18 protein-coding genes, 2 tRNA genes and 3 rRNA genes are annotated in these 26,528 nt (G+C 54.5%); 15 read left to right on the top strand and 8 right to left on the bottom strand.

The genetic code is table 11. The features are described from left to right. Position 1: 1 nt before the first annotated feature. From MTP42_RS14380 to MTP42_RS14360, 5 genes are all read left to right on the top strand, one after another. On the top strand, positions 2-1,507 hold the full coding sequence (locus MTP42_RS14380; protein WP_035393271.1) for a carbon starvation CstA family protein: 1,506 nt from the start codon (positions 2-4) through the stop codon (positions 1,505-1,507). A gap of 126 nt (positions 1,508-1,633) precedes the next feature. Then, complete coding sequence (locus MTP42_RS14375; protein WP_005929233.1) at positions 1,634-1,903, top strand: hypothetical protein; 270 nt, start codon at positions 1,634-1,636, stop codon at positions 1,901-1,903. A gap of 15 nt (positions 1,904-1,918) precedes the next feature. Continuing rightward, the gene (locus MTP42_RS14370) at positions 1,919-3,424 is read left to right on the top strand and encodes a carbon starvation CstA family protein (protein WP_156062291.1); all 1,506 of its coding nucleotides are present in this window, start codon (positions 1,919-1,921) and stop codon (positions 3,422-3,424) included. 159 nt (positions 3,425-3,583) lie between these two features. Continuing rightward, positions 3,584-4,600, top strand: a complete 1,017-nt coding sequence (locus tag MTP42_RS14365; protein WP_215666260.1) for an ATPase P — start codon at positions 3,584-3,586, stop codon at positions 4,598-4,600. Between the two features lie 126 nt (positions 4,601-4,726). Next, positions 4,727-5,752 (top strand): aldo/keto reductase, encoded by a 1,026-nt coding sequence (locus MTP42_RS14360; protein WP_227611731.1) that lies wholly within the window; start codon positions 4,727-4,729, stop codon positions 5,750-5,752. A gap of 43 nt (positions 5,753-5,795) precedes the next feature. Here MTP42_RS14360 and MTP42_RS14355 read toward each other — a convergent pair whose 3' ends face one another. Beyond that, a complete protein-coding gene (locus MTP42_RS14355) occupies positions 5,796-7,163 on the bottom strand; it encodes an MATE family efflux transporter (protein ID WP_249257647.1) in 1,368 nt (455 codons plus the stop codon). 234 nt (positions 7,164-7,397) lie between these two features. Here MTP42_RS14355 and MTP42_RS14350 point away from each other — a divergent pair. Further along, positions 7,398-7,471 (top strand) — tRNA-Arg (locus tag MTP42_RS14350). Between the two features lie 70 nt (positions 7,472-7,541). Here MTP42_RS14350 and MTP42_RS14345 read toward each other — a convergent pair. Beyond that, positions 7,542-8,948, bottom strand: a complete 1,407-nt coding sequence (locus tag MTP42_RS14345; protein ID WP_249257646.1) for a S41 family peptidase — start codon at positions 8,946-8,948, stop codon at positions 7,542-7,544. Positions 8,949-8,975: 27 nt separating this feature from the next. Beyond that, on the bottom strand, positions 8,976-9,752 hold the full coding sequence (locus MTP42_RS14340; protein WP_249257645.1) for a type III pantothenate kinase: 777 nt from the start codon (positions 9,750-9,752) through the stop codon (positions 8,976-8,978). 93 nt (positions 9,753-9,845) lie between these two features. On the opposite strand from MTP42_RS14340, the gene MTP42_RS14335 reads away from it, so the two are divergent. The 5 genes from MTP42_RS14335 to MTP42_RS14315 all read left to right on the top strand — a co-directional run bounded on the left by MTP42_RS14335 (position 9,846) and on the right by MTP42_RS14315 (position 15,291). Continuing rightward, positions 9,846-10,049 carry a hypothetical protein gene (locus tag MTP42_RS14335; protein ID WP_249257644.1) on the top strand — a complete coding sequence of 68 codons (204 nt, stop codon included), beginning with the start codon at positions 9,846-9,848 and terminating at the stop codon, positions 10,047-10,049. A gap of 270 nt (positions 10,050-10,319) precedes the next feature. Beyond that, positions 10,320-11,830 (top strand): 16S ribosomal RNA (locus tag MTP42_RS14330). Between the two features lie 271 nt (positions 11,831-12,101). Next, positions 12,102-14,936 (top strand): 23S ribosomal RNA (locus MTP42_RS14325). 124 nt (positions 14,937-15,060) lie between these two features. Continuing rightward, positions 15,061-15,177, top strand: a 5S ribosomal RNA gene (rrf, locus tag MTP42_RS14320). The 16S, 23S and 5S rRNA genes sit together here with 1 tRNA gene alongside, the layout of an rRNA operon. 38 nt (positions 15,178-15,215) lie before the next feature. Then, positions 15,216-15,291 (top strand) — tRNA-Lys (locus tag MTP42_RS14315). 612 nt (positions 15,292-15,903) lie between these two features. Here MTP42_RS14315 and MTP42_RS14310 read toward each other — a convergent pair. Genes MTP42_RS14310 through MTP42_RS14290 form a run of 5 tightly spaced genes read right to left on the bottom strand, consistent with a single transcriptional unit; the run spans position 15,904 to position 21,039 of the window. After that, the gene (locus tag MTP42_RS14310) at positions 15,904-17,733 is read right to left on the bottom strand and encodes an amylosucrase (protein ID WP_249257643.1); all 1,830 of its coding nucleotides are present in this window, start codon (positions 17,731-17,733) and stop codon (positions 15,904-15,906) included. A 3-nt stretch (positions 17,734-17,736) separates the two neighbouring features. Then, on the bottom strand, positions 17,737-18,669 hold the full coding sequence (locus MTP42_RS14305; RefSeq protein ID WP_249257642.1) for a carbohydrate kinase family protein: 933 nt from the start codon (positions 18,667-18,669) through the stop codon (positions 17,737-17,739). A gap of 43 nt (positions 18,670-18,712) precedes the next feature. After that, positions 18,713-19,330: a hypothetical protein gene (locus MTP42_RS14300; RefSeq protein ID WP_098924109.1), complete on the bottom strand. Its 618-nt coding sequence runs from the start codon at positions 19,328-19,330 to the stop codon at positions 18,713-18,715. Beyond that, positions 19,317-19,967 (bottom strand): YesL family protein, encoded by a 651-nt coding sequence (locus MTP42_RS14295; RefSeq protein WP_249257640.1) that lies wholly within the window; start codon positions 19,965-19,967, stop codon positions 19,317-19,319. The genes MTP42_RS14300 and MTP42_RS14295 overlap by 14 nt, the downstream gene beginning before the upstream one ends. Positions 19,968-19,983: 16 nt before the next feature. Further along, positions 19,984-21,039 (bottom strand): LacI family DNA-binding transcriptional regulator, encoded by a 1,056-nt coding sequence (locus MTP42_RS14290; protein WP_005934838.1) that lies wholly within the window; start codon positions 21,037-21,039, stop codon positions 19,984-19,986. A 359-nt stretch (positions 21,040-21,398) separates the two neighbouring features. Between MTP42_RS14290 and MTP42_RS14285 the strand changes: the two genes are divergently transcribed. The 4 genes from MTP42_RS14285 (at position 21,399) to MTP42_RS14270 (ending at position 26,511) form a co-directional block, all read left to right on the top strand. Then, positions 21,399-22,346, top strand: coding sequence for an ABC transporter permease (locus tag MTP42_RS14285; protein ID WP_249257638.1), 948 nt, complete (start codon positions 21,399-21,401; stop codon positions 22,344-22,346). Beyond that, the gene (locus MTP42_RS14280; RefSeq protein WP_005934834.1) at positions 22,330-23,265 is read left to right on the top strand and encodes a carbohydrate ABC transporter permease; all 936 of its coding nucleotides are present in this window, start codon (positions 22,330-22,332) and stop codon (positions 23,263-23,265) included. The genes MTP42_RS14285 and MTP42_RS14280 overlap by 17 nt, the downstream gene beginning before the upstream one ends. A 75-nt stretch (positions 23,266-23,340) precedes the next feature. Beyond that, positions 23,341-25,011: an extracellular solute-binding protein gene (locus MTP42_RS14275; protein ID WP_249257637.1), complete on the top strand. Its 1,671-nt coding sequence runs from the start codon at positions 23,341-23,343 to the stop codon at positions 25,009-25,011. Between the two features lie 24 nt (positions 25,012-25,035). Beyond that, positions 25,036-26,511 carry a glycoside hydrolase family 32 protein gene (locus MTP42_RS14270; protein WP_249257636.1) on the top strand — a complete coding sequence of 492 codons (1,476 nt, stop codon included), beginning with the start codon at positions 25,036-25,038 and terminating at the stop codon, positions 26,509-26,511. The last annotated feature ends 17 nt before the right edge of the window (positions 26,512-26,528 follow it).

Here is a 26,528-nt window from a genome sequence, read left to right as displayed (position 1 = left end):
TATGATTAGTTTCCTGCTCTGTCTTGCGATCCTGGTGGGCGGATACTTCGTCTATGGCAAGATCGTGGACAATACCTTCGGCCCGGACGACCGTGAAACGCCTGCTGTGCGCATCAATGACGGCGTGGACTATGTCGTGATGCCCCAGTGGAAGCTGTTCCTCGTCCAGCTGCTGAACATTGCGGGCCTTGGCCCCATCTTTGGTGCCATGCAGGGCGCTTTGTGGGGCCCCGTGGTGTTCCTGTGGATCACCTTCGGCACCATCTTTGCCGGTGGTGTGCATGACTACTTCTCCGGCATGATGAGTGAGCGCAACGACGGTGCTTCCATCGCAGAGATCACCGGCAAATACTTAGGCCCCGTGATGCAGAACGTGATGCGTGTGTTCTCTGTTGTGCTGCTGATCATGGTGGGCACCGTGTTCGCCGTCGGCCCTGCCGGTCTGATCGTTGAGCTGTGCAGCCAGAGCGGCGCATCCGGCGTGATGACTTCGCTGCTGTTCTGGCTGGTCATCATTCTGACCTACTACTTCATCGCGACCTTTATCTCCATCGATGCGGTCATCGGCAAGATCTACCCCGTGTTCGGCATCTGCCTCATCATCATGGCCATCGGTGTCATCTTTGGCATCTTCACCAACCCTGCCTATACCATCCCCGAGATCTGGGATCACTTCGGCAGCATGCACCCGTCGGGCACGCCCATCTGGAGCTTCATGTTCATCACGGTTGCCTGCGGCGCGATCTCCGGCTTCCACTCCACCCAGTCGCCTCTGATGGCCCGCTGTATGAAGAGTGAGAAGCAGGGCCACTTTGTGTTCTACGGTGCCATGGTCTGCGAGGGTGTCATTGCCCTGATTTGGGCCGCTGCAGGCTGCTCTCTGTACGAGGTCACTGATGGCCTGAACACCGGTCTGGCCCAGGCACTGGCAATGGGTCAGTCCAAGGCCATCTATGATGTCTGCTCCAAGACCATGGGCGGCGTGGGCATCGCACTGGCCATGATCGGCGTGGTCGTCTGCCCCATCACCTCCGGCGATACCGCCTTCCGTTCCGCCCGCCTGACCTTGGCCGATTGGTTCAAGATCGATCAGGACAGCTACGGCAACCGCCTGAAGCTCTGCGTTCCCGTGCTGGGCGTGGGCGCTTTCCTGGGCATCGGCAATGCACTGGGCTTCATCAACTACACCGTGATCTGGCGCTACTTCAGCTGGACCAACCAGACGCTGGCCATGATCGTTCTGTGGGCCGCTTCCATGTACCTGTTCAAGGAGAAGAAGAACTTCTGGATCACCGCAGTGCCCGCTACCTTTATGAGCGCTGTGTCCGCTACCTACTTCGTGCTGGCTCCCGAGTGCCTGGGCGGCCTGCTGAACCATAAGACTGCTGAGGGCGCTATCGTCTATAACACCGCAGTTGCTTACCCGGTGGGCATCCTCTTTGCGATCGCCATGCTGGCGCTGTTCCTCTATGCAACCAAAAAGCAGACGGTGAAAAAGACTGCATAATTGACATTTCCCCCTCTTCAACCTTCTCGATACCCATTCACAACCGCAAAAGCCGTCTGCCGGGCCGTCCGGCAGGCGGCTTTTGCTTGTGCAGAGAAACAACGAATTGCGGCAAAAAGAACAGGAATGCAGACAAGATGCACAAAAATATGCAAAAAAGTTTGGCAGGGTGCACTAAAAACGAAAAAACACCCGCTGAAACGATTTCGGCAAAGAAGTTTTGCCGAGGATACGTTAAAAAATATTTGCCGGGATTCCCGGGAACGGCTGACTTATATAGTTTTTGATATAAGGGCCATTCTGGAAGGATATTACCAGATTTATGAAGATTGTGTTAACATAGGGCTAAGGAATGGCCGTGACGGGGCAGAATGGGGCTCCGGGCACGGACGATAAAAGGAGGTTTCTGGTATGATTAGTTTCTTACTCTGTCTGGCGCTCCTGATCATCGGCTACTTTGTCTATGGCAAGATCGTTGACAATACGTTCGGACCGGACGACCGCGAAACTCCTGCTGTGCGCATCAACGATGGCGTTGACTACGTTGTGATGCCCCAGTGGAAGCTGTTCCTCGTCCAGCTGCTGAACATTGCAGGTCTGGGACCCATCTTTGGTGCACTGCAGGGTGCTCTGTGGGGCCCCGTGGTGTTCCTGTGGATCACCTTCGGCACCATCTTTGCCGGCGGCGTGCATGACTACTTCTCCGGCATGATGAGCGAGCGCAACGACGGCGCTTCCATCGCTGAGGTCACCGGCCGCTATCTGGGCCCCGTGATGCAGAACATCATGCGTGTGTTCTCTGTGGTGCTGCTGATCATGGTCGGTACCGTGTTCGCAGTGGGTCCCGCAGGCCTGATCGTGACCCTGTGCAAGAACGGCGGTATGTCCGGTCTGCTGACCACCACCCTGTTCTGGCTGATCATCATTCTGGCCTACTACTTCATCGCAACCTTTATCTCCATCGATGCCATCATCGGTAAGATCTACCCCCTGTTCGGCATCTGCCTGATCATCATGGCAGTGGGCGTTATCTTCGGTATCTTCACCAACCCCGCCTACACCATCCCCGAGATCTGGGCAAACTTCAGCAATATGCACCCCTCCAACACCCCCATCTGGAGCTTCATGTTCATCACCGTTGCCTGTGGTGCTATCTCCGGCTTCCACTCCACCCAGTCGCCTCTGATGGCTCGCTGCATGAAGAGTGAGAAGCAGGGCCACTTCGTATTCTACGGTGCAATGGTCAGCGAGGGCGTTATCGCTCTGATCTGGGCCGCTGCCGGCTGCGCACTGTACACCATCACCGACGGCAAGATGGTCGGTCTGGCCGAGGCTCTGGCTGCCGGTCAGTCTGCCGCTATCTACGACGTCTGCCTCAAGACCATGGGTAAGGTTGGCGTGGCACTGGCTATGATCGGTGTCGTTATCTGCCCCATCACCTCTGGTGATACCGCGTTCCGTTCCGCTCGTCTGACCTTGTCCGACTGGCTCAAGATCGATCAGGACAGCTACGCAAACCGCCTGAAGCTCTGCGTTCCCGTTCTGGGCGTGGGCGCATTCCTGGGCATCGGCAATGCACTGGGCTTCATCGACTACACCGTCATCTGGCGTTACTTCAGCTGGACCAACCAGACGCTGGCTATGATCGTCCTGTGGGCTGCTTCCATGTACCTGTTCAAGGAGAAGAAGAACTTCTGGATCACCGCAGTGCCCGCTACCTTTATGAGCGCTGTGTCCTGCACCTACTTCGTGCTGGCTCCTGAGTGCCTGGGCAAGATGATCAACACCTATGCAGACGGCAAGCTGGTGGCTTACAACACCGCAGTTGCATATCCCATCGGCATCGTCTTTGCAATTGCTATGCTGGCGCTGTTCATCTATGCAACCAAGAAGAACACCGAGAAGAAAGCCGCATAACCCATTCATAGCGGCAATTTCTCAGTAAAACAAACCGGCCGCTGTCAGTTCAGCGGCCGGTTTCCTGTTTTTGGCTAAGAGTGCGGGCTGGGCCTTGCATTTTCTCTGCCGGAGTGGGAAAATGGGTACAAACAAAAACGCAAAAGAGGGATGAACGTTATGCTCTTCAAACCTGCACAATTGGGCCTTGCCAGGCTCGACCCCGCCGAGCTGGCGGCTGACCGGAAAGCCTGCAAAAAGATCGGCCCCTGCGGCGTGGGCAAAAAGGCCCTGTATCTGAACAGCTTTTACATCGACCGCCGCTACTACCTGCCCTACACCAGCATCACCCGCGTGTTCAAGCGGGTGGCCATGAGTGCGGGCGGCTTTACCGGCAAGGGAATGTTTGCCTCCATGGCTTACCTTGTGGTGGAGTACGACGGCGGCAAACAGAAGCAGTGCAACTTCAAGGACGAGCGGGACGTGGATGCCCTGCTGGAGCTGCTGGCAAAGCAGCAGCCCCAGATCCGGCTGCTGAGTGCCGCCGGGGAGCAGGCGTTGCAGAAAAAGGCCGAGGAAAAGGCAGCCCGCAAGCTGCCGGAGCTGTCCGATGATGCCAAACACACCGTGACGGTCCTGCGCAGGGCAAAGGAGTATCTGGACGTAAAGCCCGAGCTCTCCAATGAGCTCAGTGCTGCCCAGCGCCGCAAGCGCGCCCAGCTCAAGAGCAAGCCGGTCTACCGCTATGTGGCCCTTGCCATCTTCCTGTTCGGCACTGCCGCCGCGGCCTACGGCCTGTACGCGGTGTTCACCCACACCGGCAGCTACGGCGTGTACTTTGCACTGTTCGGTTTTGCAGCCATCTTCCTCTTTTCCAGCTACAACATGCTGCCCACTGCGCACAATAACAACAACGCCATTATGAAGCGGGCCGATCAGGCCGATGCCGCCATGGCGGAGTATGTGAAGCACTACCCCAACGGCAGCTTCCCGGTGCCCAGCTGTTACGCCCATCCGCTCGTCCTCAAGCGGATGATCGATGCCGTGGAGGAAGGTCAGGCCGTGACCACCGCCGAGGCACTGGATGCCGTCAAGGCCCGCCTGCAGGCCGTCAATGCGGATGTGCAGGTGGAGCAGGAGGAGTACGACGAGATCGTCGCCATCAAAGCGCTGTTCCTGAACCACGATTATCAGTAAAACTGTCCCTCTCTGTCATCGCTGTGCACTGCCACGCTTTGATGGAGAGGGTTTTTCTTGCCTTGTGCGGCAATTCGCCTTATAATGAGCACAGAGAGTATTTTTGGAAAAAACAGGAGGTTCCCTATGGATATGGTCACATTGGGGCGCACCGGCATCACCGTGAACAAAAACGGCTTTGGTGCCCTGCCCATCCAGCGCATTTCCCAGGAGGACGCAGTCTTTCTGGCCCGCAAGGCTTACAAGGCGGGCATCCGCTTCTTTGATACCGCCCGCGCCTACACCGACAGCGAGGTGAAGCTGGGCGAAGCCTTTGACGGCATCCGCTCCGAGGTCTACATCGCCACCAAGACCGCCGCCCAGAACGCGGAGGAGTTCTGGAAGGACCTGCACACCTCCCTGAACAATCTGCGCACCGACTATGTGGACATCTACCAGTTCCACAACCCGTCCTTCTGCCCCAAGCCCGGTGACGGCTCCGGCCTGTACGAAGCCGCGCTGGAGGCCAAGGAAAAGGGGATGATCCGACACATCGGCATCACCAACCACCGCCTGTCCGTGGCCAAGGAAGCCATTGAGAGCGGCCTGTACGAGACCCTGCAGTTTCCGTTCAGCTATATTTCCGGTGAGCAGGAGCTGGAGCTGGTGCAGCTGTGCAAAGAGCACGAGATGGGCTTTATCGCCATGAAGGGTCTGTCCGGCGGTCTCATTACCAACAGCGCCGCCGCCTATGCCTTTGAAGCGCAGTTCGAGGGCGTTCTGCCCATCTGGGGCGTTCAGCGGGAAAAGGAGCTGGACGAGTTCCTCTCCTACATTGATAACCCGCCCCGGATGGACGCAGAGCTGTCTGCGGTCATTGCCCACGACCGGGAGGAGCTGTGCGGTGAGTTCTGCCGTGGCTGCGGTTACTGTATGCCCTGCCCGGCTGGCATCGAGATCAACAACTGCGCCCGCATGAGCCTGCTGCTCCGGCGCTCGCCCTCGGCAGAGCATCTGAGCCCTGCCGGTCAGGCCAAGATGAAGAAGATCGAGGGCTGCCTGCACTGCAACCAGTGCAAGACCAAGTGCCCCTACGGGCTGGATACGCCCGCCCTGCTGGCCCGCAACTATGAGGACTACAAGCGGGTCCTGGCCGGGGAAGTCAAGGTGTAATAGAAAAAAGATGGATGCCGCAACGACATCCATCTTTTTTGTTTTACAGCGAAGAGGGGATCGGCTCCCGGAAGATCTTCATGGCCTGCTTGTAGCAGCGGATGAAATAGAGGATCTCCGCAATGGCGGTCAGCGCCCAGGAGCAGGGGTAGAGCAGGTAAAGCGAGGGGATGGTGTGGAAGTGGGCGAAGATGGTGTATACCCAGATCACCCGGAACACACAGGAACCCATGATGACGATGACCGTGGGCACCACGGTCTTGCCCAGACCGCGGGAAGCGGCGATGGTGCAGTCCATAAAGGCCGAAATGCAGTAGGCCAGCGCCATGACACCCACACGCTTCATACCGGCATCAATAACGGCGCTCTCGGTGGTGAAAAGGGCAAGGAACTGCCGCCCGAACAGGAACAGGCCGCCGCCCAGCGCCAGACCCACACCAAAGGAATAGGCCAGCGAGATGAAGTAGCTTTTCTTGACACGGTCGGGCTTGCCTGCGCCGTAGTTCTGGCTCATAAAGCTGGCACAGGCCATGTAGAAGGCAGCCATGCAGTCGTAGATGAGCGGGTCAGCGTTTGCGGCGGCGCTGTTGCCCTTGACCATGAGGGAATCAAAGGAGTTGACACCGGCCTGGATGAACAGGTTGGCGATGGCGAAAATGGCGTTCTGGAATCCGGCAGGCAGGCCCAGCGCCAGAATGCTTTTGGTCATGGCGGGATCGAGCTTTGCTTCCTTGAAATGGAGGGCGTAGCAGTCCTGCACCCTGGTCAGGGCGTGGAGGATGAGCCCGGCAGAAACACACTGGGAAATGGCACTGGCCAGCGCCACGCCTGCCACGTCCAGGTTGCAGACGATGACAAAGAACAGATTCAGAAGGATATTCAGCACACCGGCAAAGCTCAGGATGTACAGCGGCTTTTTGGTCTCCCCGATGGCGCTGAACACGGCGTTGCCGAAATTGTACAGAGCCAGTGCCGGCATACCCAGAAAATACACCCGCAGGTAGAGGATCGCACCCGGCAGCAGGTCCTCCTTGGTGTTCAGCAACCGCAGCATGGCAGGGGAGCCCAGCAGGCCCACAACCAGCAGGATCACGCCTGCAATCAGGCTGACGATCAGGGCCGAGTGGACGGTGTCGTGGACATCGTTCGGGTGTCTGGCTCCGTAGAAGCGGGCCACCAGCACGTTGATGCCGTTGCCCAGGCCGATGAGAAAGCCGGTGAACAGCGTGACAAAGATGCTGGTGGAGCCCACCGCGCCCAGCGCTGTAGAGCCCGCAAACCGCCCCACCACGGCCACGTCCGACATGTTGAATAAGACCTGCAGCAGGTTGGATAATGCCAGCGGCAGGCTGACCAGAAGGATCTGCTTTGCCAGCGGGCCTTCTGTCAGGGATCTTGTGCTAGATTTCATGCTCTCTTTTTCCTTTTTCAGTCCTAAACCGTGCCCGCGCACACCGGGGCACAACACCTATTATAAGAGATGCGCACACTTTTGCAAGATGAATCTTTCAAAAAGGGAGAACAGAATGCATCAGCGTCTTGCTGGCGCGGGATCGGGCACGGAATCCGGATACAGAGCCGCCAGACGGCTTGATTTTTGCCTCCGGCTGTGCTATACTACATTACACTGGTTTGCCAGTAATGTGCGATCGTAGCTCAGCTGGATAGAGCGTTCGGCTCCGACCCGGAAGGCCAGAGGTTCGAATCCTCCCGGTCGCATGTGTTAATAAAATCCCCGGTACACAAAAGTGCGCCGGGGATTTTTCTTTGTGGCCGGGAGGGTCAGACCTTACTTTAGATTTTCCATAAGTTTTGCCGCCAGCGTTTCGGCTTCTTTGGCCGGAACCCAGATATCCGGGAAGAATCCCCGAAGTTCTTCAAAATAATCGGAGCCATCCGGGGTCAGATAGACCGTGGAGAAAGTCATATCCACCGAACACTTGCTGTTGGGCAATTCGATATGGCCGCTGTTGCTGATCATACTTCCATTTGTGTTCTCTCCAATAATCAGGCTATTGTCTAAATTATAGGAAAGATCCAGTGTGATCTCCGCACAAGATGCAGAGCACTTTCCGCTTAGAAGGATCAGAATGTTGTCATTGCTTGCGCGGGGCGTTTTTGAGGTGGAAGGTGAAGCGACAAGAGAAGCTGGAAGAACGGAATAACGAACTCCAGTGCCAAATACCCGTTGGTGGCTGTATCGGTTGAACCACTGATGCGCAACTTCTTCATAGCCGCCAACATTGGAGCGCAGGTCCAGCATGGAGATCTCCGCATTGCTCATCTGTGCCGCTGCATCATTGGTCTCCTCCAGGAAGGACGGGTCAAAATGGTTGAACTGGAACACCGGGATCCCGTCAGTCTGGCGCAAGTCGGTATTCTGCCCTTTGGGGAGATCTTTGTAATACTGGCTCCAAGTGTCTGCTGTCAATACATCCGTACTGCCATCGGCATAGTGCACGGTCAATTGCTCGTCGCACACATGCTTGTCCCACTCGGTTCCATCAAATTTTGCTTCTTTCAGCAGCACAGGATAGTACACAAGATATCCTTCTTTGGAAATGGAGCGTTTGAACAGTTCATCCAGATCGGGATGATCGTCCACGGATGCAACGACTTTTCCATTGGCATTCTGATAGCCCGAATCCGTTTTTACAAACATCACCTGACGGAAGAAAAACGGAATGTCTTTTTCCGACGGATAGTCCTGATTGATGTTGAAGTGACCGTCCTTGATAAAGGTAAGATGACTTACCAGAATCTTCTGCAAATCTTCACAGGTCAGGCTGTCCCTGCTTTGGACTTCCTGCAGAGTATCAGCCTTTGCCTGATCGAATACAGCGTGTCCGCCAAAATAGTCATAAAAGGCAAAATCATAATAGAATGCGTCGAAGAAATAGTTCACATCTTCTTCGGCTTCTTCCGGATTTAATTCTTTGGCTGCATCGTATTCGCTGTAGGTGTCAGTGAGATAATCGGTTGATTTCTGGGCATCAGCGGGGTCATCGTAATGCCGTAGGTATGGAGTTGGGTCAGAGGAACCGCCCTCATAACGGCGATGCTCTTCGTTGATTTCTGCGAGCAGTTCCGCTTTGGTTGGCTGCGCGTCTTTCACCAGCTGTGTGACCTTGGTACAGCCGGAAAAGCTCACGAGCATGATTAGACAGCAGAGCAGAGATGCAAGTTTGGAATTCATGGTGTAGGACTCCTTTTGATTTTGATATTACCCTTTCCGATTTTTCTGCCAGATGCGGTATAGGCCGTCCGTGATCAGATACTCCCGGTATTCGATCGGCGTGCGGCAGGCCTCCCGGATGGTGCGGGGCAGGTTGCCGGTGGCATAAAAGCGGATATCCGGGCCAAGCTCTGCCTGAAAACGCTCGGCCAGCCCGTCCAGCAGCCCGGCGGTGCCCAGCACAAAACCGTTCTGTAAGCAGGCAGAGGTGTTCTTGCCCAAGATCGAGGAGGAAGCTGGAGCGGAGAGGTCGATCTGGGGCAGCTGGGCGGTTTTTTGCACCAGCGCGGAAAGGGAGAGCTGCGGCCCGGGCAGGATGACACCGCCCACCAGCTCCTGTTTGCCGTTGACTGCCATGATGGAGATGGCGGTATCTGCCGAGATGACCGCCAGCGGTCCGGGCCCCTCTTCCAGTGCGGCCACCGCACCGCACAGCAGTTCTGCGCCCAGCTGGGCCGGATTGTCCAGCCGCAGCTTGATGCCGCTTTTCAGGCCGGGGCCAACGGTCAGGAAGCGGACAGAGCAGAACATCCGCAGCGCACCCAATACCCGGCCTGTCAGTGCGGGCACCACACTGCCCAGAATGCCGCCCTCGATCCGCTCGGGGGCAACCTGATATAAGGAGAGCAGATTCAGCAGGTTCATGGCGTATTCGTCCACCGTTGCGGCCGGGCTGGAATGCAGCCGCCCGCTGAACTGCAGGGTGTCGTGTTCGTAGCCGGCAATCGTGATGTGTGTGTTGCCGATGTTGACCGTAAGGATCATGGTTGGGGTCTCCTCCGCTCTATAATGTAATTATATAATATAACACCGCCCCGGAAACTGCAAGAGCTCTCCCCTTGGCAAAGGGGAGACGAAATGGCCGTGGCCATTTCGGAGGGGTTCAAAACCTGCCCGGAAGCACTCCTTTTGCGAAATATAGAAAAAACTCAAAAAAGATGCAAAAAAGTGTTGACAGAAGGGCGGGGATGTGGTATTATACTTGAGCGCCAAGGGCCGCCGGAAAGAATGACTTCTGAAAGCGGCAGAAGCAAAGCGAAAGAACCAATATGGATACGTTGAAAAACGAGCCACATGTTCGAAAAGATCGAAAAGCTTCTGAAAAAAGTACTTGACAAAAAATCACTTCTGTGGTAAAATAATCAAGTCGTCAGCCGCAAGGCTGAGGCGCACAGGACCTTGAAAATTGAACAATATCGAAAAACTTGTAACGGAACCTATTTTCGTGTTGGAAAAACACGTTAAACAATTCCAAACAAAGTAATTCACACAGGACGCAAGCGATTGCGTGCTGAGCGAAACGATTTAACACTTTTTAAGTGATAAATATCATTTATAAAGAGTTTGATCCTGGCTCAGGACGAACGCTGGCGGCGCGCCTAACACATGCAAGTCGAACGAGAGAGAGGAAGCTTGCTTCCTCAATCGAGTGGCGAACGGGTGAGTAACGCGTGAGGAACCTGCCTCAAAGAGGGGGACAACAGTTGGAAACGACTGCTAATACCGCATAAGCCCACAGGTCGGCATCGACCAGAGGGAAAAGGAGCAATCCGCTTTGAGATGGCCTCGCGTCCGATTAGCTAGTTGGTGAGGTAATGGCCCACCAAGGCAACGATCGGTAGCCGGACTGAGAGGTTGAACGGCCACATTGGGACTGAGACACGGCCCAGACTCCTACGGGAGGCAGCAGTGGGGAATATTGCACAATGGGGGAAACCCTGATGCAGCGACGCCGCGTGGAGGAAGAAGGTCTTCGGATTGTAAACTCCTGTTGTTGAGGAAGATAATGACGGTACTCAACAAGGAAGTGACGGCTAACTACGTGCCAGCAGCCGCGGTAAAACGTAGGTCACAAGCGTTGTCCGGAATTACTGGGTGTAAAGGGAGCGCAGGCGGGAAGACAAGTTGGAAGTGAAATCTATGGGCTCAACCCATAAACTGCTTTCAAAACTGTTTTTCTTGAGTAGTGCAGAGGTAGGCGGAATTCCCGGTGTAGCGGTGGAATGCGTAGATATCGGGAGGAACACCAGTGGCGAAGGCGGCCTACTGGGCACCAACTGACGCTGAGGCTCGAAAGTGTGGGTAGCAAACAGGATTAGATACCCTGGTAGTCCACACCGTAAACGATGATTACTAGGTGTTGGAGGATTGACCCCTTCAGTGCCGCAGTTAACACAATAAGTAATCCACCTGGGGAGTACGACCGCAAGGTTGAAACTCAAAGGAATTGACGGGGGCCCGCACAAGCAGTGGAGTATGTGGTTTAATTCGACGCAACGCGAAGAACCTTACCAAGTCTTGACATCCTGCGACGATGCTGGAAACAGTATTTTCCTTCGGGACGCAGAGACAGGTGGTGCATGGTTGTCGTCAGCTCGTGTCGTGAGATGTTGGGTTAAGTCCCGCAACGAGCGCAACCCTTACTGTCAGTTACTACGCAAGAGGACTCTGGCAGGACTGCCGTTGACAAAACGGAGGAAGGTGGGGATGACGTCAAATCATCATGCCCTTTATGACTTGGGCTACACACGTACTACAATGGCGTTAAACAAAGAGAAGCAAGACCGCGAGGTGGAGCAAAACTCAGAAACAACGTCCCAGTTCGGACTGCAGGCTGCAACTCGCCTGCACGAAGTCGGAATTGCTAGTAATCGTGGATCAGCATGCCACGGTGAATACGTTCCCGGGCCTTGTACACACCGCCCGTCACACCATGAGAGCCGGGGGGACCCGAAGTCGGTAGTCTAACCGCAAGGAGGACGCCGCCGAAGGTAAAACTGGTGATTGGGGTGAAGTCGTAACAAGGTAGCCGTAGGAGAACCTGCGGCTGGATCACCTCCTTTCTAAGGAGTCAGGCAGATGGAAGAACATCGAAGATGGTCGGCCATCTGGAACAGGTGACAGATACAAGCAGAGTAGATATTGTTCGATTTTGAGGGCCCTGAAAAGGACACTCAAAGACGTACCTTGAAAACTGAATAATAACTGCGAAACAAAGATTATAGTAAGTTCTTTTAAGAAATATTGCAATTTCAAAAGGAAGGGTAACAATAATCTTCGTTGGCAAAAGAGAGAATCAAGAGGATACCAAATGTTCTGAAAGAACGTTTGAAAGGTCAAGCGAACAAGGGCGCAGGGCGAATGCCTTGGCACTGGGAGCCGATGAAAGACGTGATAAGCTGCGATAAGCTTCGGGGAGCTGCAAATAAGCATTGATCCGGAGATTTCTGAATGAGGAAACTCACCTGGGTTCATACTCAGGTACAATACACTGAAATTCAAAATAGGTGTATTGAGGGAACCGCCTGAACTGAAACATCTAAGTAGGGCGAGGAAGAGACATCAAACGAGATTCCGTAAGTAGTGGCGAGCGAACGCGGAAGAGGGCAAACCGAGAGTAGAAATACTTTCGGGGTACGGACTGCTTTTAAGACTCAATCTGTTAACCGAACGGCATGGGAAGGCCGGTCAGAGAGTGTGAGAACCACGTAGGTGAAAACGGAGAGAGCTGCGCAGGATCCAGAGTACGGCCAGACACGTGAAACCTGGTCGGAATACGGGGGGACCACCCTCCAACCCTAAATACTACCCAGTGACCGATAGCGTATAGTACTGTGAAGGAAAGGTGAAAAGCACCCCGGGAGGGGAGTGAAAAAGAACCTGAAACCCTGTGCCTACAAGCACCTAGAGCACGTCAATGTGTGATAGGGTACTTTTTGTAGAACGGTCCGGCGAGCGATTGTATGCAGCAAGGTTAAGGACTTAAGGTCTGGAGCCGAAGCGAAAGCGAGTTTGAAAAGGGCGTTAAGTTGCATATAATGGGCCCGAAACCGGGTGACCTACCCATGGTCAGGTTGAAGTGGAAGTAAAATTCCATGGAGGACCGAACCGACCTCCGTTGAAAAGGCGGCGGATGAACTGTGGGTAGCGGAGAAATTCCAATCGAACCCGGAGATAGCTGGTTCTCCCCGAAATAGTTTTAGGACTAGCCTCAAGTTAGATACCTGGAGGTAAAGCACTGAATAGCCTAGCGGCCGAGAGGTTAGCGAAGCTTATCAAACTCAGAATGCCAGAGTATTGATGCTTGGGAGTCAGACAGTGTCAGATAAATGTCATTGTCAAAAGGGAAACAGCCCAGATCTACAGCTAAGGTCCCAAAGTCAGGTTAAGTGGAAAACGATGTGAAGATACGCAGACAACCAGGATGTTGGCTCAGAAGCAGCCACTCATTCAAAGAGTGCGTAATAGCTCACTGGTCGAGCGTCTTTGCGCGGAGAATTTAACGGGGCTAAACCTGACACCGAAGCTTAGGCAATACAGCAATGTATTGGGTAGGGGAGCGTTGTATACGCGGAGAAACAGTAGCGTAAGCGGCTGTGGAGTGTATAGAAGTGAGAATGCCGGAATGAGTAGCGCGAATGCAGTGAGAATCTGCATGGCCGAAAGCCTCAGGTTTCTGGAGGAAGGTTCGTCCGCTCCAGGTTAGTCGGGAGCTAAGGTGAGGCCGGAAGGCGTAGCCGATGCACAGACGGTAGAGATTCCGTCACCACCAAAAGAGTTAAGCACAGGGACACATATGAAGTCTCAGAGCCGGGTGTTGGTTCCGGTAGAGATCGAGGGAAATTAGTACCGAAGTCTGAGATGGAAGATGGCGAGAAAAGCTGTGTGTATTTCTGAGGTGCCCGTACCGCAAACCGACACAGGTAGGTAGGAAGAAGATTCTAAGGCCAACGGGAGAAGGGTTGTTAAGGAACTCGGCAAATTGACCCCGTAACTTCGGGAGAAGGGGTGCTCCAGAGATGGAGCCGCAGAGAATCGGCCCAAGCAACTGTTTACCAAAAACACAGGTTTGTGCTAAATCGAAAGATGACGTATACGAGCTGACGCCTGCCCGGTGCTGGAAGGTTAAGAGGAGATGTGCAAGCATTGAATCGAAGCCCCAGTGAACGGCGGCCGTAACTATAACGGTCCTAAGGTAGCGAAATTCCTTGTCAGGTAAGTTCTGACCCGCATGAAAGGCGTAATGATTTGGGCACTGTCTCAACAGCCCGCCCGGCGAAATTGTAGTACCGGTGAAGATGCCGGTTACCCGCGACAAGACGGAAAGACCCCATGGAGCTTTACTGTAGCCTAATATTGGGTTTCGATGTTGCATGCACAGGATAGATGGGACTCTTGGAAACCAAGGCTTTGGCTTTGGCGGAGAGGCCGTTGGGATACCATCCTTGCGATATTGGAATTCTAACCTGCGGCTCTGAATCGAGTCGGGGGACATTGTTAGGTGGGCAGTTTGACTGGGGCGGTCGCCTCCTAAAGAGTAACGGAGGCGTTCAAAGGTTCGCTCAGCTTGAACGGAAATCAAGCAAAAGAGTGCAAACGCAGAAGCGAGCCTAACTGCGAGACTGACGGGTCGAGCAGTAACGAAAGTTGGAGTTAGTGATCCGGTGGTATGTGAGTGGAAATGCCATCGCTCAACGGATAAAAGTTACCCTGGGGATAACAGGCTGATCTCCCCCAAGAGTCCACATCGACGGGGAGGTTTGGCACCTCGATGTCGGCTCATCGCATCCTGGGGCTGTATTCGGTCCCAAGGGTTTGGCTGTTCGCCAATTAAAGCGGTACGCGAGCTGGGTTCAGAACGTCGTGAGACAGTTCGGTCCCTATCTGTCGTGGGCGCAGGATATTTGATGGGAGCTGTCCCTAGTACGAGAGGACCGGGACGGACGTACCTCTGGCGCACCAGTTGTTCCGCCAGGAGCATAGCTGGGCAACTACGTACGGATCGGATAAACGCTGAAAGCATCTAAGCGTGAAGCCGACCCAAAGATAAGATATCCCACTGATTGAATCAGGTAAGATCCCTTGTAGACTACGAGGTTGATAGGCACGATGTGTAAGTGGAGTGATCCATTCAGCAAGTGTGTACTAATAGATCGAGGGCTTGACCACAATTCGCTTGAATTCTCAAGTCAATGATAAAATGTGAGCAGTGATTATTCAGTTTTGAAGGCACGTCCTTCTAAAAACACTGGACAAAGTAGAACAGAAATGTTATACTGAACCAGTCATATTGGTCGGTGACGATGACGGTGAGGTTCCACCTGTTCCCATTCCGAACACAGAAGTTAAGCTCACTCGTGCCCAAGATAGTTCGCTGGAAACGGCGCGTGAAAATAGGTAGTCGCCGACTCAAATGTCGGGATGTTTGAAACCGCATCTCGACAATATGCACCTCTAGCTCAGTTGGTAGAGCAACTGACTCTTAATCAGTGGGCCCAGGGTTCGAGTCCCTGGAGGTGCACCAGATATTGAACGTCAAATCGTAAGATTTGGCGTTCTTTCATTATATAATATAGGAAAGCGGCTGCACACTTTCTGCATACCGTTTGCACAGCCTGCTTTCCTTTGCATAAAAAGAAGAAATTTTAGGCGAACAAGGCTCTCGTCAATTCTCTGCGTTCGTCTGCATCCATTAGCCGGATGGCTTCAAGGATCTCTTTGCCGGAGATTTTTGTTGCCGCCGGCTTTTCGTTTTGCCGGGGCGCTCTGCTCGTCCTGTTTGAGCTTTTCAAGCCATGCTTGAAGTTCCTCTTTTAGAGGTTTTGTCATATACAGGATGCGGTTGGACTTTTTGGTTTTACGGGGTCATCGCCGGGTATCCCATGCAGACGGTCTTTCGGCTTTCAAGGTGCGGTTTTGATTTGGCAATAAAAAATCGCCACACAACAACCTGAACCTGACCATCCCTTCTGGGATGGCCTTGGTTCGGGTTTGCTATGTAGCGATCAGAAAGTTAAAAACTTGCTCCGCTGCGCTGCGCAAACGCGCACTTTTGAAAACGCGCCACTTTCGGCAGGGTGCAAGAAAACGCAATGAAAACTTTGGCAAAAAGAGAGAGCCGGATGACTCGTTTTACTTATTTGTTTTTTACCAACAGCGCCTGATAGGGTTCCAGCTCCACATCCGCCAGCCAGACGGAAGTGCCCTCCGGGGTGTGATACTCGCCACCCAGAGCGTCCAGACTTGCCCCTGCCGGGTACTCGGTAAAGTTGAACAGTCCCACCAGCGTTTCCTCGCCGCGCTTGCGTACCAGTGCCAGCACGCCGGGGTTGTGGCTGTCCCATGTAGTCACCCACGCATCCGGGGCAAAGCAGGGGTCTGCCCGCATTTGGCGCAGCTGCTCCATGCCCTGCCACAGCTGGTTTTGCAGCGTGCCCTTCCGGGTGCGCTGCTTGGCATCCTCCCAGTTGAATTTGCTGCGGTGCAGATTGCGGCTGTCCTCCACACGGTCGGGGTCGTTTTTGTAGTCCCAGCCATTGAGCTGTGCAATTTCATCCCCGCAGTTCAGCATGGGGAATCCCTGCAAAAACGCCATGGCAGTGTGCAGCAGCAGGTCACGCTTCACAGCGTAGTCCAGTGCGATCTTATCGTCCTTTTCCAGTGCCTGTTCGATACCACACAGGCTTGCGGTGGTGCCGCAGCTCCGGGCATCGCCGGTGGCGGGGTCGTAGTTGTACAGCTCACCCTTTGCCCAGCTGCCGGGGAAATTGCCCTCATAGAAATGGTACAGGTATTCCTTGTGTTTCTGCGGGTCGATGCCCAGCCGGTTTTCCACCGCCTCGTCCAGACCCCAGCCGATGTCATCGTGGCAGCGCAGATAGTTCACGAACCAGCAGTTGTCCGGCAGGGCGTGGAGGGCATCCAGCTGCGCCTTCAGCAGCCGGGTGTCCCGGCTGGCAAGGGCACCCCACAGGTTGACCATGGTGGACACGTTGTAGAGCATGTGGCATTCCGGCTTTTCCGGGGTACCGAAGTAGGCGGCAAGCTCCTTGGGAGCCATGACCACCTCGCCCTTCAGGATGACCGCCGGGCAGACACATTCCAGCACCATGCGGAGCATCCGCACGATGGTGTGCACCTGCGGCAGATTGCGGCAGGTGGTGCCCAGCTGCTTCCAGATGTAGGGTACCGCATCAATGCGGAACACCTCTACGCCGAGGTTTGCCAGATGCAGGATGCTCTTGGTCATGTCTACGAACACCGCCGGGTTTGCATAATTCAGATCCCACTGATAATCGTGGAAGGTGGTCAGCACCCACTTGTGCATCTCCTCGCACCAGGTAAAGTTGCCGGGTGCGGTGTTGGGGAACACCTGCGGCACGGTCTGCTCGTACTGGTCGGGGATGGTGCGGTCGTCATAGAGATGGTAATAGGCCTGAAACCACGGGTCGCCTGCCTTTGCCGCCATGGCCCAGCGGTGGGTGCTGGCGGTGTGATTCATGACAAAATCCAGACACAGACTGATGCCGGCTTTCCGCAGCTCCCGGGTCAGGTTTTCCAGATCTTTGTTGGTGCCAAGGGCCGGGTCTACGGTATCGAAATCCTCCACCGCATAGCCGCCGTCGTTGTGGGGGTGGGGCATCTGCAGCAGGGGCATCAGGTGCAGATAGGTCAGCTTCTGCTCCTTCAGGTAGGGCAGCTTCTTTGCCAGTTCTTTCAGATTTCCGGCAAAGAGGTCGGTGTACATGGTCATGCCGAACATATTGCCCCGCTTGTACCACTCCGGGTCGGCAGAGCGTGCCTTGTCCAGTGCTTTCAGCTCGGCACTGCGGGCGTTGTAGGCTTCAGCCATCTCCCGCTCCAGAACTTCCAGCCCTTCCCGGTTGTGGTACAGTTCCATGAACAGCCATTCCAGTTCGTCCTTGTGCTTGGCAAACCGGGACTCAAATTCCTGCTTTCCTGCCATGGTTCAGCCCTCCACTTCTGCAAGGGTGGGCATGGCGGGGATAGCGCCGTGGCGGCTGGTGGTAATGCTTGCCGCCTTGTTGGCAAAGGCCAGAATGCCTTCCAGCTTGTCCACCGTCAGGGTGTCCAGCTCCTCCTTGCAGAGCTTGGACAGGGCCGCACCAAAGAAGGTATCGCCTGCGCCGTTGGTGTCGCCCACCTTGCAGGGCACGCCCGCCACATGACCGGTCTTCTCCCCAAAGCGGTAGAATACGCCGTTTGCACCCAAGGTGACAAAAATCAGCCGGATGCCGTTCTGTGCCAGCTGTGCCGTGCCGCTTTCGCAGTCGGTGGTGCCGGTGAGCAGGGGCAGCTCCTCATCGGAAACTTTCAGGATATCCACCAGCGGCAGGGGTGCTTTCATCTGGGCAATGGCTTCCTCTTTGTTCTTCCAGAGGTTTGCACGGTAATTCGGGTCATAAGTAATGACAGCACCCAGCTTTTTGGCACGGGCAGCAGCGTCCAGCGTGGCAGTGCGAGAGGGGTCAGCGGTCAGGCTGACAGAGCCAAAGTGGACGATTTTGGCAGCTTTCAGAGCGCCCTCCGAAATGTCCTCTTTGCACAGCATCACGTCCGCGTTGGCACTGCGGTAGAAGCTGAAATCCCGCTCGCCGGTGGCATCCACTGACACGACTGCCATGGTGGTGGGGTGGTCTGCATCCACCGCCATGCCGGAAACGTCTACCTTGTTTTCTGCCAGAACCTCTTTCAGGTAGCGGCCAAAGGCATCTGCACCCACCTTGCCGATAAAGGCGGTCTGTGCGCCCAGTCTGGAAGCAGCCACAGCCAGATTTGCCGGGGCACCGCCGGGGTTTGCGGCAAACTGAGGGATGCCGCGGGCATCCTTGCCGGTCTGGGTCAGGTCGATCAAAACTTCGCCAATCGTTAAAATGTCCATACGTTTTCTCCTTATTTTTATCCTATAAGCTAAAACCCAACGATCACCGCTGGAACAGATAATGAATGTAAGCGGCTGCACGCTCCGGGTGCGGTGCATTCTGCACTACCCCAAGATAGACCTTGCCAGAAAAACCTGCCTGCCTGACAAACGGCGTGTCCGAAATATCCAGCACGGTCCCACCGGCGTTCAGACCCGGCAGTGCATGGAAAGACGCATCCAGTGTCCGCAGATCGAGAAAATAATCATCTGCCAGCAGTCGATCCCGTGCATATTCGTCCATCAGAACAACATCTAACCGCTGGGCACTGACTGCACCCAGCAGCTTCATCTCCGAAGCATATACATACTGCTCCTCTGCGCGTTCGCTCTCGCTGAGCAGCAAGCCGGACAGCAGATCGACCTGTTGCTTTTTGGTCAGACCCTGCGCCTCGGCAAAGCCGGTGGTAAGCTGTTCCGTCAGATCAGACCCGGCAGTGATGTTTACCAGACCAAGGTATAGCACATCCTCTTTTTTCGTCACATGACGGTAGGCTGCATACCCAAGGATATAGACGACGATGAGCACGATCGCAATGGGCAGTTTGTAATATGCCCAGATGTGCTCCCACTTTTTGCGCCCATGGAGGGAGCGGAGCGTATCCCGGTCAGTTTTCGTCATGGTCGTATTCCTCGTGTACTGCATCAGGGTCTCCACCGATCAGATAGAGGATCCGAAGCATCAGAAAGGAGCAGAGCATGGCGCAGAAGCCCATGCCCAGCAGGAATGCAGGCGTGAACACAAATACTATGACGTACCCCATGATGCCGTAGATCGCCGCCATCAGCAGGGTGCAGAACAGATACCGGACACCCACGAGAAACGCTGTTTTCAGGATGCCGAAGGTGGTGTTTTCAAACCGTGCCAGCAGAGGAAAGGCATACAGCAGAACGATGCCGTACAGAATTGCTGCACCAATAAGCACTGCAGTGAGCAGCGTCCAGAAAATGTTTTCGCTCCACATTCGGCGCAGCACAAAGCCATCCGCAGCCAGGAAACTGCCGACTGCCAGCAGGATCAGCCAGAGTTTTGTGGCGGGCTTAAAATTTTCCCGGAACGCCTTAAAAAACATCCGGGTCAGACCATCGTCCCGATCTTCCGCCATTTTGAGCGTGACGTAGAACAATGCGGTCGTAGAAGCCCCTATGGTAACGATGGGCAGGCTGCACACGAGCCATAAGATGTTCAGGTAAGCACTGTAAGTCAATTTCGTCAGCACAGCAAACAGCGGCTTGTCCGTATTGCACAGGTCACGCATGGGGGGCTCCTTTCGCTCAATCTCCTGTGGACTCGCGCAGGATCAGGTTGGTTTCCGTATAGACGGTGCGATAGTTCAGCGATGGCTCTTCGATGCGGGTCATAAGCAGATTGGCAGCGGTGTAGCCCATGATCTGTCCATGAATATGGATCGAAGTCAGACGGGGGGCAAAGTAAGAAGCCTCCTGACTGTCATCGAAGCCGCAGACCCAGATATCATCGGGAACCGAATACCCCAGCTCATCCAATGCCTTGACCAGATCCATGGCAACAAAGTCATTGGCGCAGACAAAGGCATCCGGCATCGTTTTGAACCGACGGATGGTTTCGTACAGGGATACCGGATAGTTCTGCTGTCCCGATGGCATCGCACAGGTGCTCAGGCCTTCTGTCAGACCAAAATGCTCCACTGCATCCCTATAAGCCATATAACGCTCAAAGAAGGACTGACAGTGGTTTTTATCCCCCGCAAAGCTGATGCGTTTTTTGCCGCGCTGGACCATGTGGGTCACCGCATTCTGGATCTCAATGCGGTTTTCCATATAAAGGCGGTCAGCTTTAAGAGGAGGACGCATATTCATCACAGGGCTGTCTACAAACAGCAGCGGAACATCCAGATCGCACAGCATCTGTGCGTAGTCATAGTCGAATACCTCAAAGCAGATGATGCCGGCTGTGCGCTGGATGTTGAGAGAAGATGGAAGTTTTTTCTCTTTCAGCTCTATGAGAGAAATGCGATGAATGGTCATGCAGCTATGCAGATGGTCGATTTCCGACTGGAAACGATCCAGCATCGTGGAGGAAAAGTGAGAGCTGTTCAGAAACCGGGTCGTCAGCATGGCGATCTCCCGTTTGTCACTCGGCAGAATGGAAGGCGCTGCTGTTTTTGCAGCGTCTTCCTGAAACAGCGGCAGATAGGCGAACTGCTTATAGCCCATTTCGGCGGCTTTGCGCAGGATCTTCTCCCGTGTGGCATCTGCCAGCACACCGGTGTTGTTGATGGCCTTTGAAACTGTGTTGCGGGAAAGCTGCAGTTCGTTTGCAATATCCTGAATGGTGACCTTGGTTGTCATAAGTCATCCTCTTTCTTTACAGTATAGAGGCGGATGTTCCCTCTTTTATAGATAAAGTCTGGTGACGGATCTTGTTCTTTACGACTCCAGTATAGTGCAAATGCACAAATTAGTCAAACGTAAAAATGCAAATCATCATTTTGCATATTTGCGCACTTTCGAATTTGTGCATCTGTACAAATCCACAGTATTTCTTGATATATACTATGAATTATCGTTGACATTCGCTTGCTTGCGTGGTATAAATGAATTACAGAGTTTTACATTTGCACAATCAAAGTAAAAAGCGCAAGATTCAAAGGTGCAAATGTAAAATGCAAATCAAGCGGCAAGCAAATCAAAAAGGAGGAGAATGATTCATGAAAGCAAAGACAGCCTCGTCGGAAACGGCTGTGCTGGCAGCAGAACGCAAGCTGCACAACACATGGGTCTACATCAAACGGCATTGGCAGCTTTACCTGTTGTTCCTGCTGCCTGCTGTGGTGCTGACGCTGGTGTTCAAGTACGCGCCCATGGGCGGTGTGCTGATCGCGTTCCAGAAGTACAATCCCTTCAAAGGTATCTGGGGCAGCGAGTGGGTAGGCTTCAAAAACTTTACCCGCTTCATGTCCTCGCCGGACTTCCAGCGCTATCTGATCAACACCCTGAAGCTGAGCGTCTACGGTCTGCTGTGGGGCTTCCCGATCCCCATCCTGCTGGCATTCCTGCTCAACCGTATCGAGAGCAAGAAGATCAAGCAGAAGGTGCAGCTGGTGCTGTATATGCCCAACTTCATCTCGGTCATCGTGCTGTGCGGTATCGTCCGGGTGCTGCTGAGTGTCACCGGTCCGGTGAACGGCCTGCTTCACACCAGCATCAACTTCATGACGCTGCCGGAAGCGTTCCGCCCCATCTACATCATCAGCGGCATCTGGCAGGGTGTCGGCTGGGCATCCATCATGTACACCGCATCCCTTTCTAACGCCAGCAAAGATCTGAAGGAAGCTGCTATGATCGACGGCGCAAACCTGATCCAGCAGATCATGACAGTGGAGTGGCCCGCCATTAAGGATATGGTCGTTATTCAGTTCATCCTGCAGGCAGGCAACATCATGAGCATCGGTTTTGAAAAGGCCTATGCCCTGCAAACTGACCTGAACCTGAACACGGCCGAGATCATTGCAACGTACGTTTATAAAAAGGGCCTGTTGGACGGCGATTACAGCTTCTCCACGGCAGTCGGTCTGTTCAACACCGTTGTCAACGTCATCCTGCTGATCGCAGTGAACAAGGTCGTTGCCAAAATGAACGATGGCAAGGGCTTGTAAGGAGGGGTTTACCATGGCAAAACAGAAAAAATCAAAAATGGCCCTCTACACCAGACAAGATAAGATCATCCTGTACTGCGGCTACGCACTTCTGGGCTTGTTCCTGCTGGCGATCATCGTTCCGATGATCTACATCGTCATCGCGTCCTTTATGGACCCGGTCACTCTGCAAAACAAGGGCATCTCCTTTGATTTCAGCAAGTGGAGTCTGGATGCTTACCAGCGTGTCGTTTCGGACAAGCAGATCTGGGTCGGCTTCAGGAACGCAGTACTTTACTCGATCATCTTCACCATCATCTCGGTCGCTGTGACGATGCTTGCCGCTTATCCCATGTCGCTGCCGGACTTCAAAGGCAAAACGATCTTCAACACCTTGTTTGTGATCACGATGTTTTTCAGCGGCGGTCTGATCCCCACCTACCTGCTCATCAACAATCTGGGTCTGCTGGATTCCATGTGGGCGGTCATTCTGCCGGGAGCATTCAGCGTGTGGAACATGATCATTGCCCGTACCTATTATCAAGGCATCCCGCGTGAGCTGCGCGAAGCTGCGGATGTGGATGGAGCCAGCGAGATGCTTTACTTCTTCAAGATCCTGCTGCCCGTCTGTATGCCGGTGGTGGCAGTTCTGGCCCTGTGGCAGTTCGTGGCAATGTGGAACAGCTACTTTGACGCCATGATCTACCTGAACAGCGCATCGAAGCAGCCGCTGCAGCTGGTGCTGCGTTCCATCCTGATCCAGAGCCAGCCGGAATCCGGCATGATCGCAGATATCCAGAGCACTGCCGAACGTGCGAAGATGGCAGAGCTGCTCAAATATGCAACCATTATTATTTCCAGTCTGCCGCTGCTGGTGATGTATCCCTTCTTCCAGAAGTATTTTGATGCCGGCATCATGGCTGGTTCCATTAAGGGCTGAGGATATTCCAGATTTTTATGAGCCGGTACGCTCATCTGTTACACGAAAAAGAAACATAAAAAAGGAGAAAATACCATGAAAAAGCTGATCTCTCGCCGCAACTTCCTCAAGGTCTGCGCTCTGGCGGGCTCTGCCGCTGCTCTGTCTGCCTGTGGCGGCAAATCCACCGGCAGCGGCGATTCTGCTGCCGCAGCTGTGGACGTGACCGGTGCCGTTACATTTCCGCTGTCCGAAAAGGTCACCTTTACCGGTATGACCAGCTTCCCTGTGGGCAGCGAACCCGAGCCGAACAACCGCACCATCTTCAAGCGTCTGGAAGAGCAGACCAATGTGCACATCGACTGGACCGCCATCCAGTCCGACCAGTGGAGCGATAAGATCACCCTGAATATGTCCAACCCCAACACCCTGACGGATTTTGTTTTTACTGCTGATTTTACCGACAGCAATCTGCTGCGCTACGCAGATCAGGGTGTCATCCTCAATCTGGAAGACTACATTGACAACAATATGCCGAATCTCCAGAAGGTCTTTGAGCAGTACCCGGAGTACCGCACCATGTGCACCGACAGCGATGGCCACATCTGGGCACTGCCCTGGATCGAGCAGCTCGGCTCAGAAAAGACCGCCATCCAGACCATTGGCAACATGAGCTTCATCAATACCAAGTGGCTGAACTTCCTCGGTCTGTCGATGCCCACCACGGTGGACGAGTTTGAGCAGGTGCTGATGGCATTCCGTGATAACGCCGCTTCTATCAAGGCAGAGTATGGCATTGACGGCGACATCATCCCCATGTCCTGCATCGTCAACAACGGCGATCAGGACCCCAGCATCCTCATCAATGGCTTTGGCGAAGGCTACGGCGATGCAGACAAAGACCGTCATATTGCCGTTACCAACGACCGGAAAGTCATCTGTGCCGCCACCCAGCAGGGCTACCGTGATGGTCTGGACTGGCTGCACAAGCTGTATGCCGAGAAGCTCATTGACCCGGAGTGCTTCACGCAGGAGTGGTCCACCTATGTTTCCAAGGGCAAGGCTGGCCGCTATGGCGTCTGCTTCAGCTGGGATGTTGCCAACATTGACAACCTGACCGACTGGGAGCCGCTGCCTGCCCTGACCGCCGATACCCGCAATATCACCCCGCAGAACGGCTCTTTCACCAGCGGCTTTGGCCGCGGCAAGTGCGTTGTCACCGCAAAGGCGGATAACCCCGCACTGGTTTGTGCATGGCTGGATCAGATGTACGCACCCCTCCAGTCTCCGCAGAACAACTGGGGTACTTATGGCGATGCGGAAGGCTTTAACATTTTTGAAATGTCCACCAACGATAAGGGCGAGCCCATGCTGAAGCACGCTCCTCTGGGCGATGCTTCTCCCGTGGAAGTCCGTGAGGCGCAGTGTGTCGGCGGGCCTCTGGCGGTTCTGGATGATTACTATGGTGTATACGTTACCTGCCCGGACGATGCACAGTACCGTCTGGACTGGATCAAGGAGATCTACACCCCGGATATGAACAACGATTATGTCTATCCCAATGTCTTTATGAGCAGCGAGGACACCGAGCAGGTCTCTAACCTGCAGGCAGATCTGCAGACCTACATGAATACGCAGAAGGCGAACTGGATCATGAACGGCACTACGGATGCAGAGTGGAACGACTATCTGAGCAAGCTGGAAGACTACGGCCTGTCCGACTATCTGGGCATTATGCAGAAATATCTGGATGCTTACTACGCATAAGAATTCTTTCCTTTGGAGGATTCCATGAACGATTTGACTTTACAAAAAGCCCGTGCCTACGAGGCCGAGCACGGCGCTGCCATTTCCCCGGCGGAACGCCCTGCTTACCACATGACCCCCTATGTGGGCTGGATGAACGACCCAAACGGCTTCTCCTACTATAAGGGGCAGTATCATCTGTTCTATCAGTATAATCCCTACGATGTGCGGTGGGCGCCCATGCACTGGGGTCACGCCGTCAGCACCGACCTGCTGCACTGGGAGTATCTGCCCTGTGCGCTTGCCCCGGATTCCCCGGCAGACAATGGCCCCGGCTGTTTCTCCGGCTCTGCCACCGAGATGGATGACGGCAGGCAGCTGCTGATGTACACCAGTGTGGTGGCAGAAAAGCAGCCCAATGGGGAGATGCGGGACATCCAGACCCAGAGCATTGCCATCGGTGACGGTCTCAACTACGAAAAGCCTGCCTGCAACCCGGTGCTGACCCAGAAAGACCTGCCGGAAGGCTTCAGCAGGTTCGACTTCCGGGACCCCAAGATCTGGCGTGAGGCCGATGGCACCTACTCCGCCGTCACCGTCTGCCGGGCCGAGGACGGCAGCGGCGCAGCGGTACTGTTCCAGAGCAAGGACGGCTTCGACTGGCACTTTGTCACGGTGCTGGAACGCTGCAACAATCAGTACGGCAAAATGTGGGAGTGCCCGGACTTCTTCCCGCTGGATGGCAAGCAGGTCTTGATGCTGGGACCCATGGAGATGCTGCCCAAGGGCGAGTTCCACAATGGTCACAACGTGATTGCCTTCATCGGCAGCTACGACGAAGCCACCCACACCTTCACCAAGGAAAATGTGCAGCTGATGGACGGCGGCATCGACTTCTACGCCACCCAGACCACCCTTGCCCCGGATGGCCGCCGGATCATGACGGCATGGCTGCAGACATGGTCGGACACCGAGGATAAGCCCCAGGGCTGCAAGTGGTTCGGGCAGACCATCTGCCCCCGGGAGCTGCATATCAAGGACGGACGCATTCTTCAGACCCCCGTGCGGGAGCTGGATGCCGTCCATGGCAAGCGCACCTTCCACGAAAATGTGACGGTGCAAAGCGAAACTTCTCTGGAAGGCATCAAGGGCCGTGTGGCGGACTTGACCGTCACGGTGCAGCCCGGCGAATACCGCTCCTTCACCCTGAAGCTGGCTGCAGATGCAGATCATCACACTAGCCTGACCTACGATCCCTACACTTCCGAGCTGACGCTGGATCGCAGCTATGCCGGTTCCCGTGCCGACATCGTTCACCGCCGCAGTTGCAAGGTGCGCAGCCAGAACGGTGCACTCAAGCTCCGCATCCTGTTGGATAAGAACAGCATCGAAGTTTTCGCCAACGACGGTGAGCAGACCATGACCGCATGGATCTACACCCCCCAGTCTGCCGATGGCATCACCTTTGCCGCCGATGGCAAAGCAACTGTTACGGCGGAACAGTTTGAACTGAATCTGTAACCTGATATTCCCATCAT

Origin of the sequence: Faecalibacterium sp. I2-3-92 (genome assembly GCF_023347315.1) — a bacterium.
GTDB classification, from domain to species: domain Bacteria; phylum Bacillota; class Clostridia; order Oscillospirales; family Ruminococcaceae; genus Faecalibacterium; species Faecalibacterium duncaniae.
The sequence above is the reverse complement of the archived record's forward strand: the minus strand, read 5'-3'. Positions and strand labels throughout refer to the sequence as shown.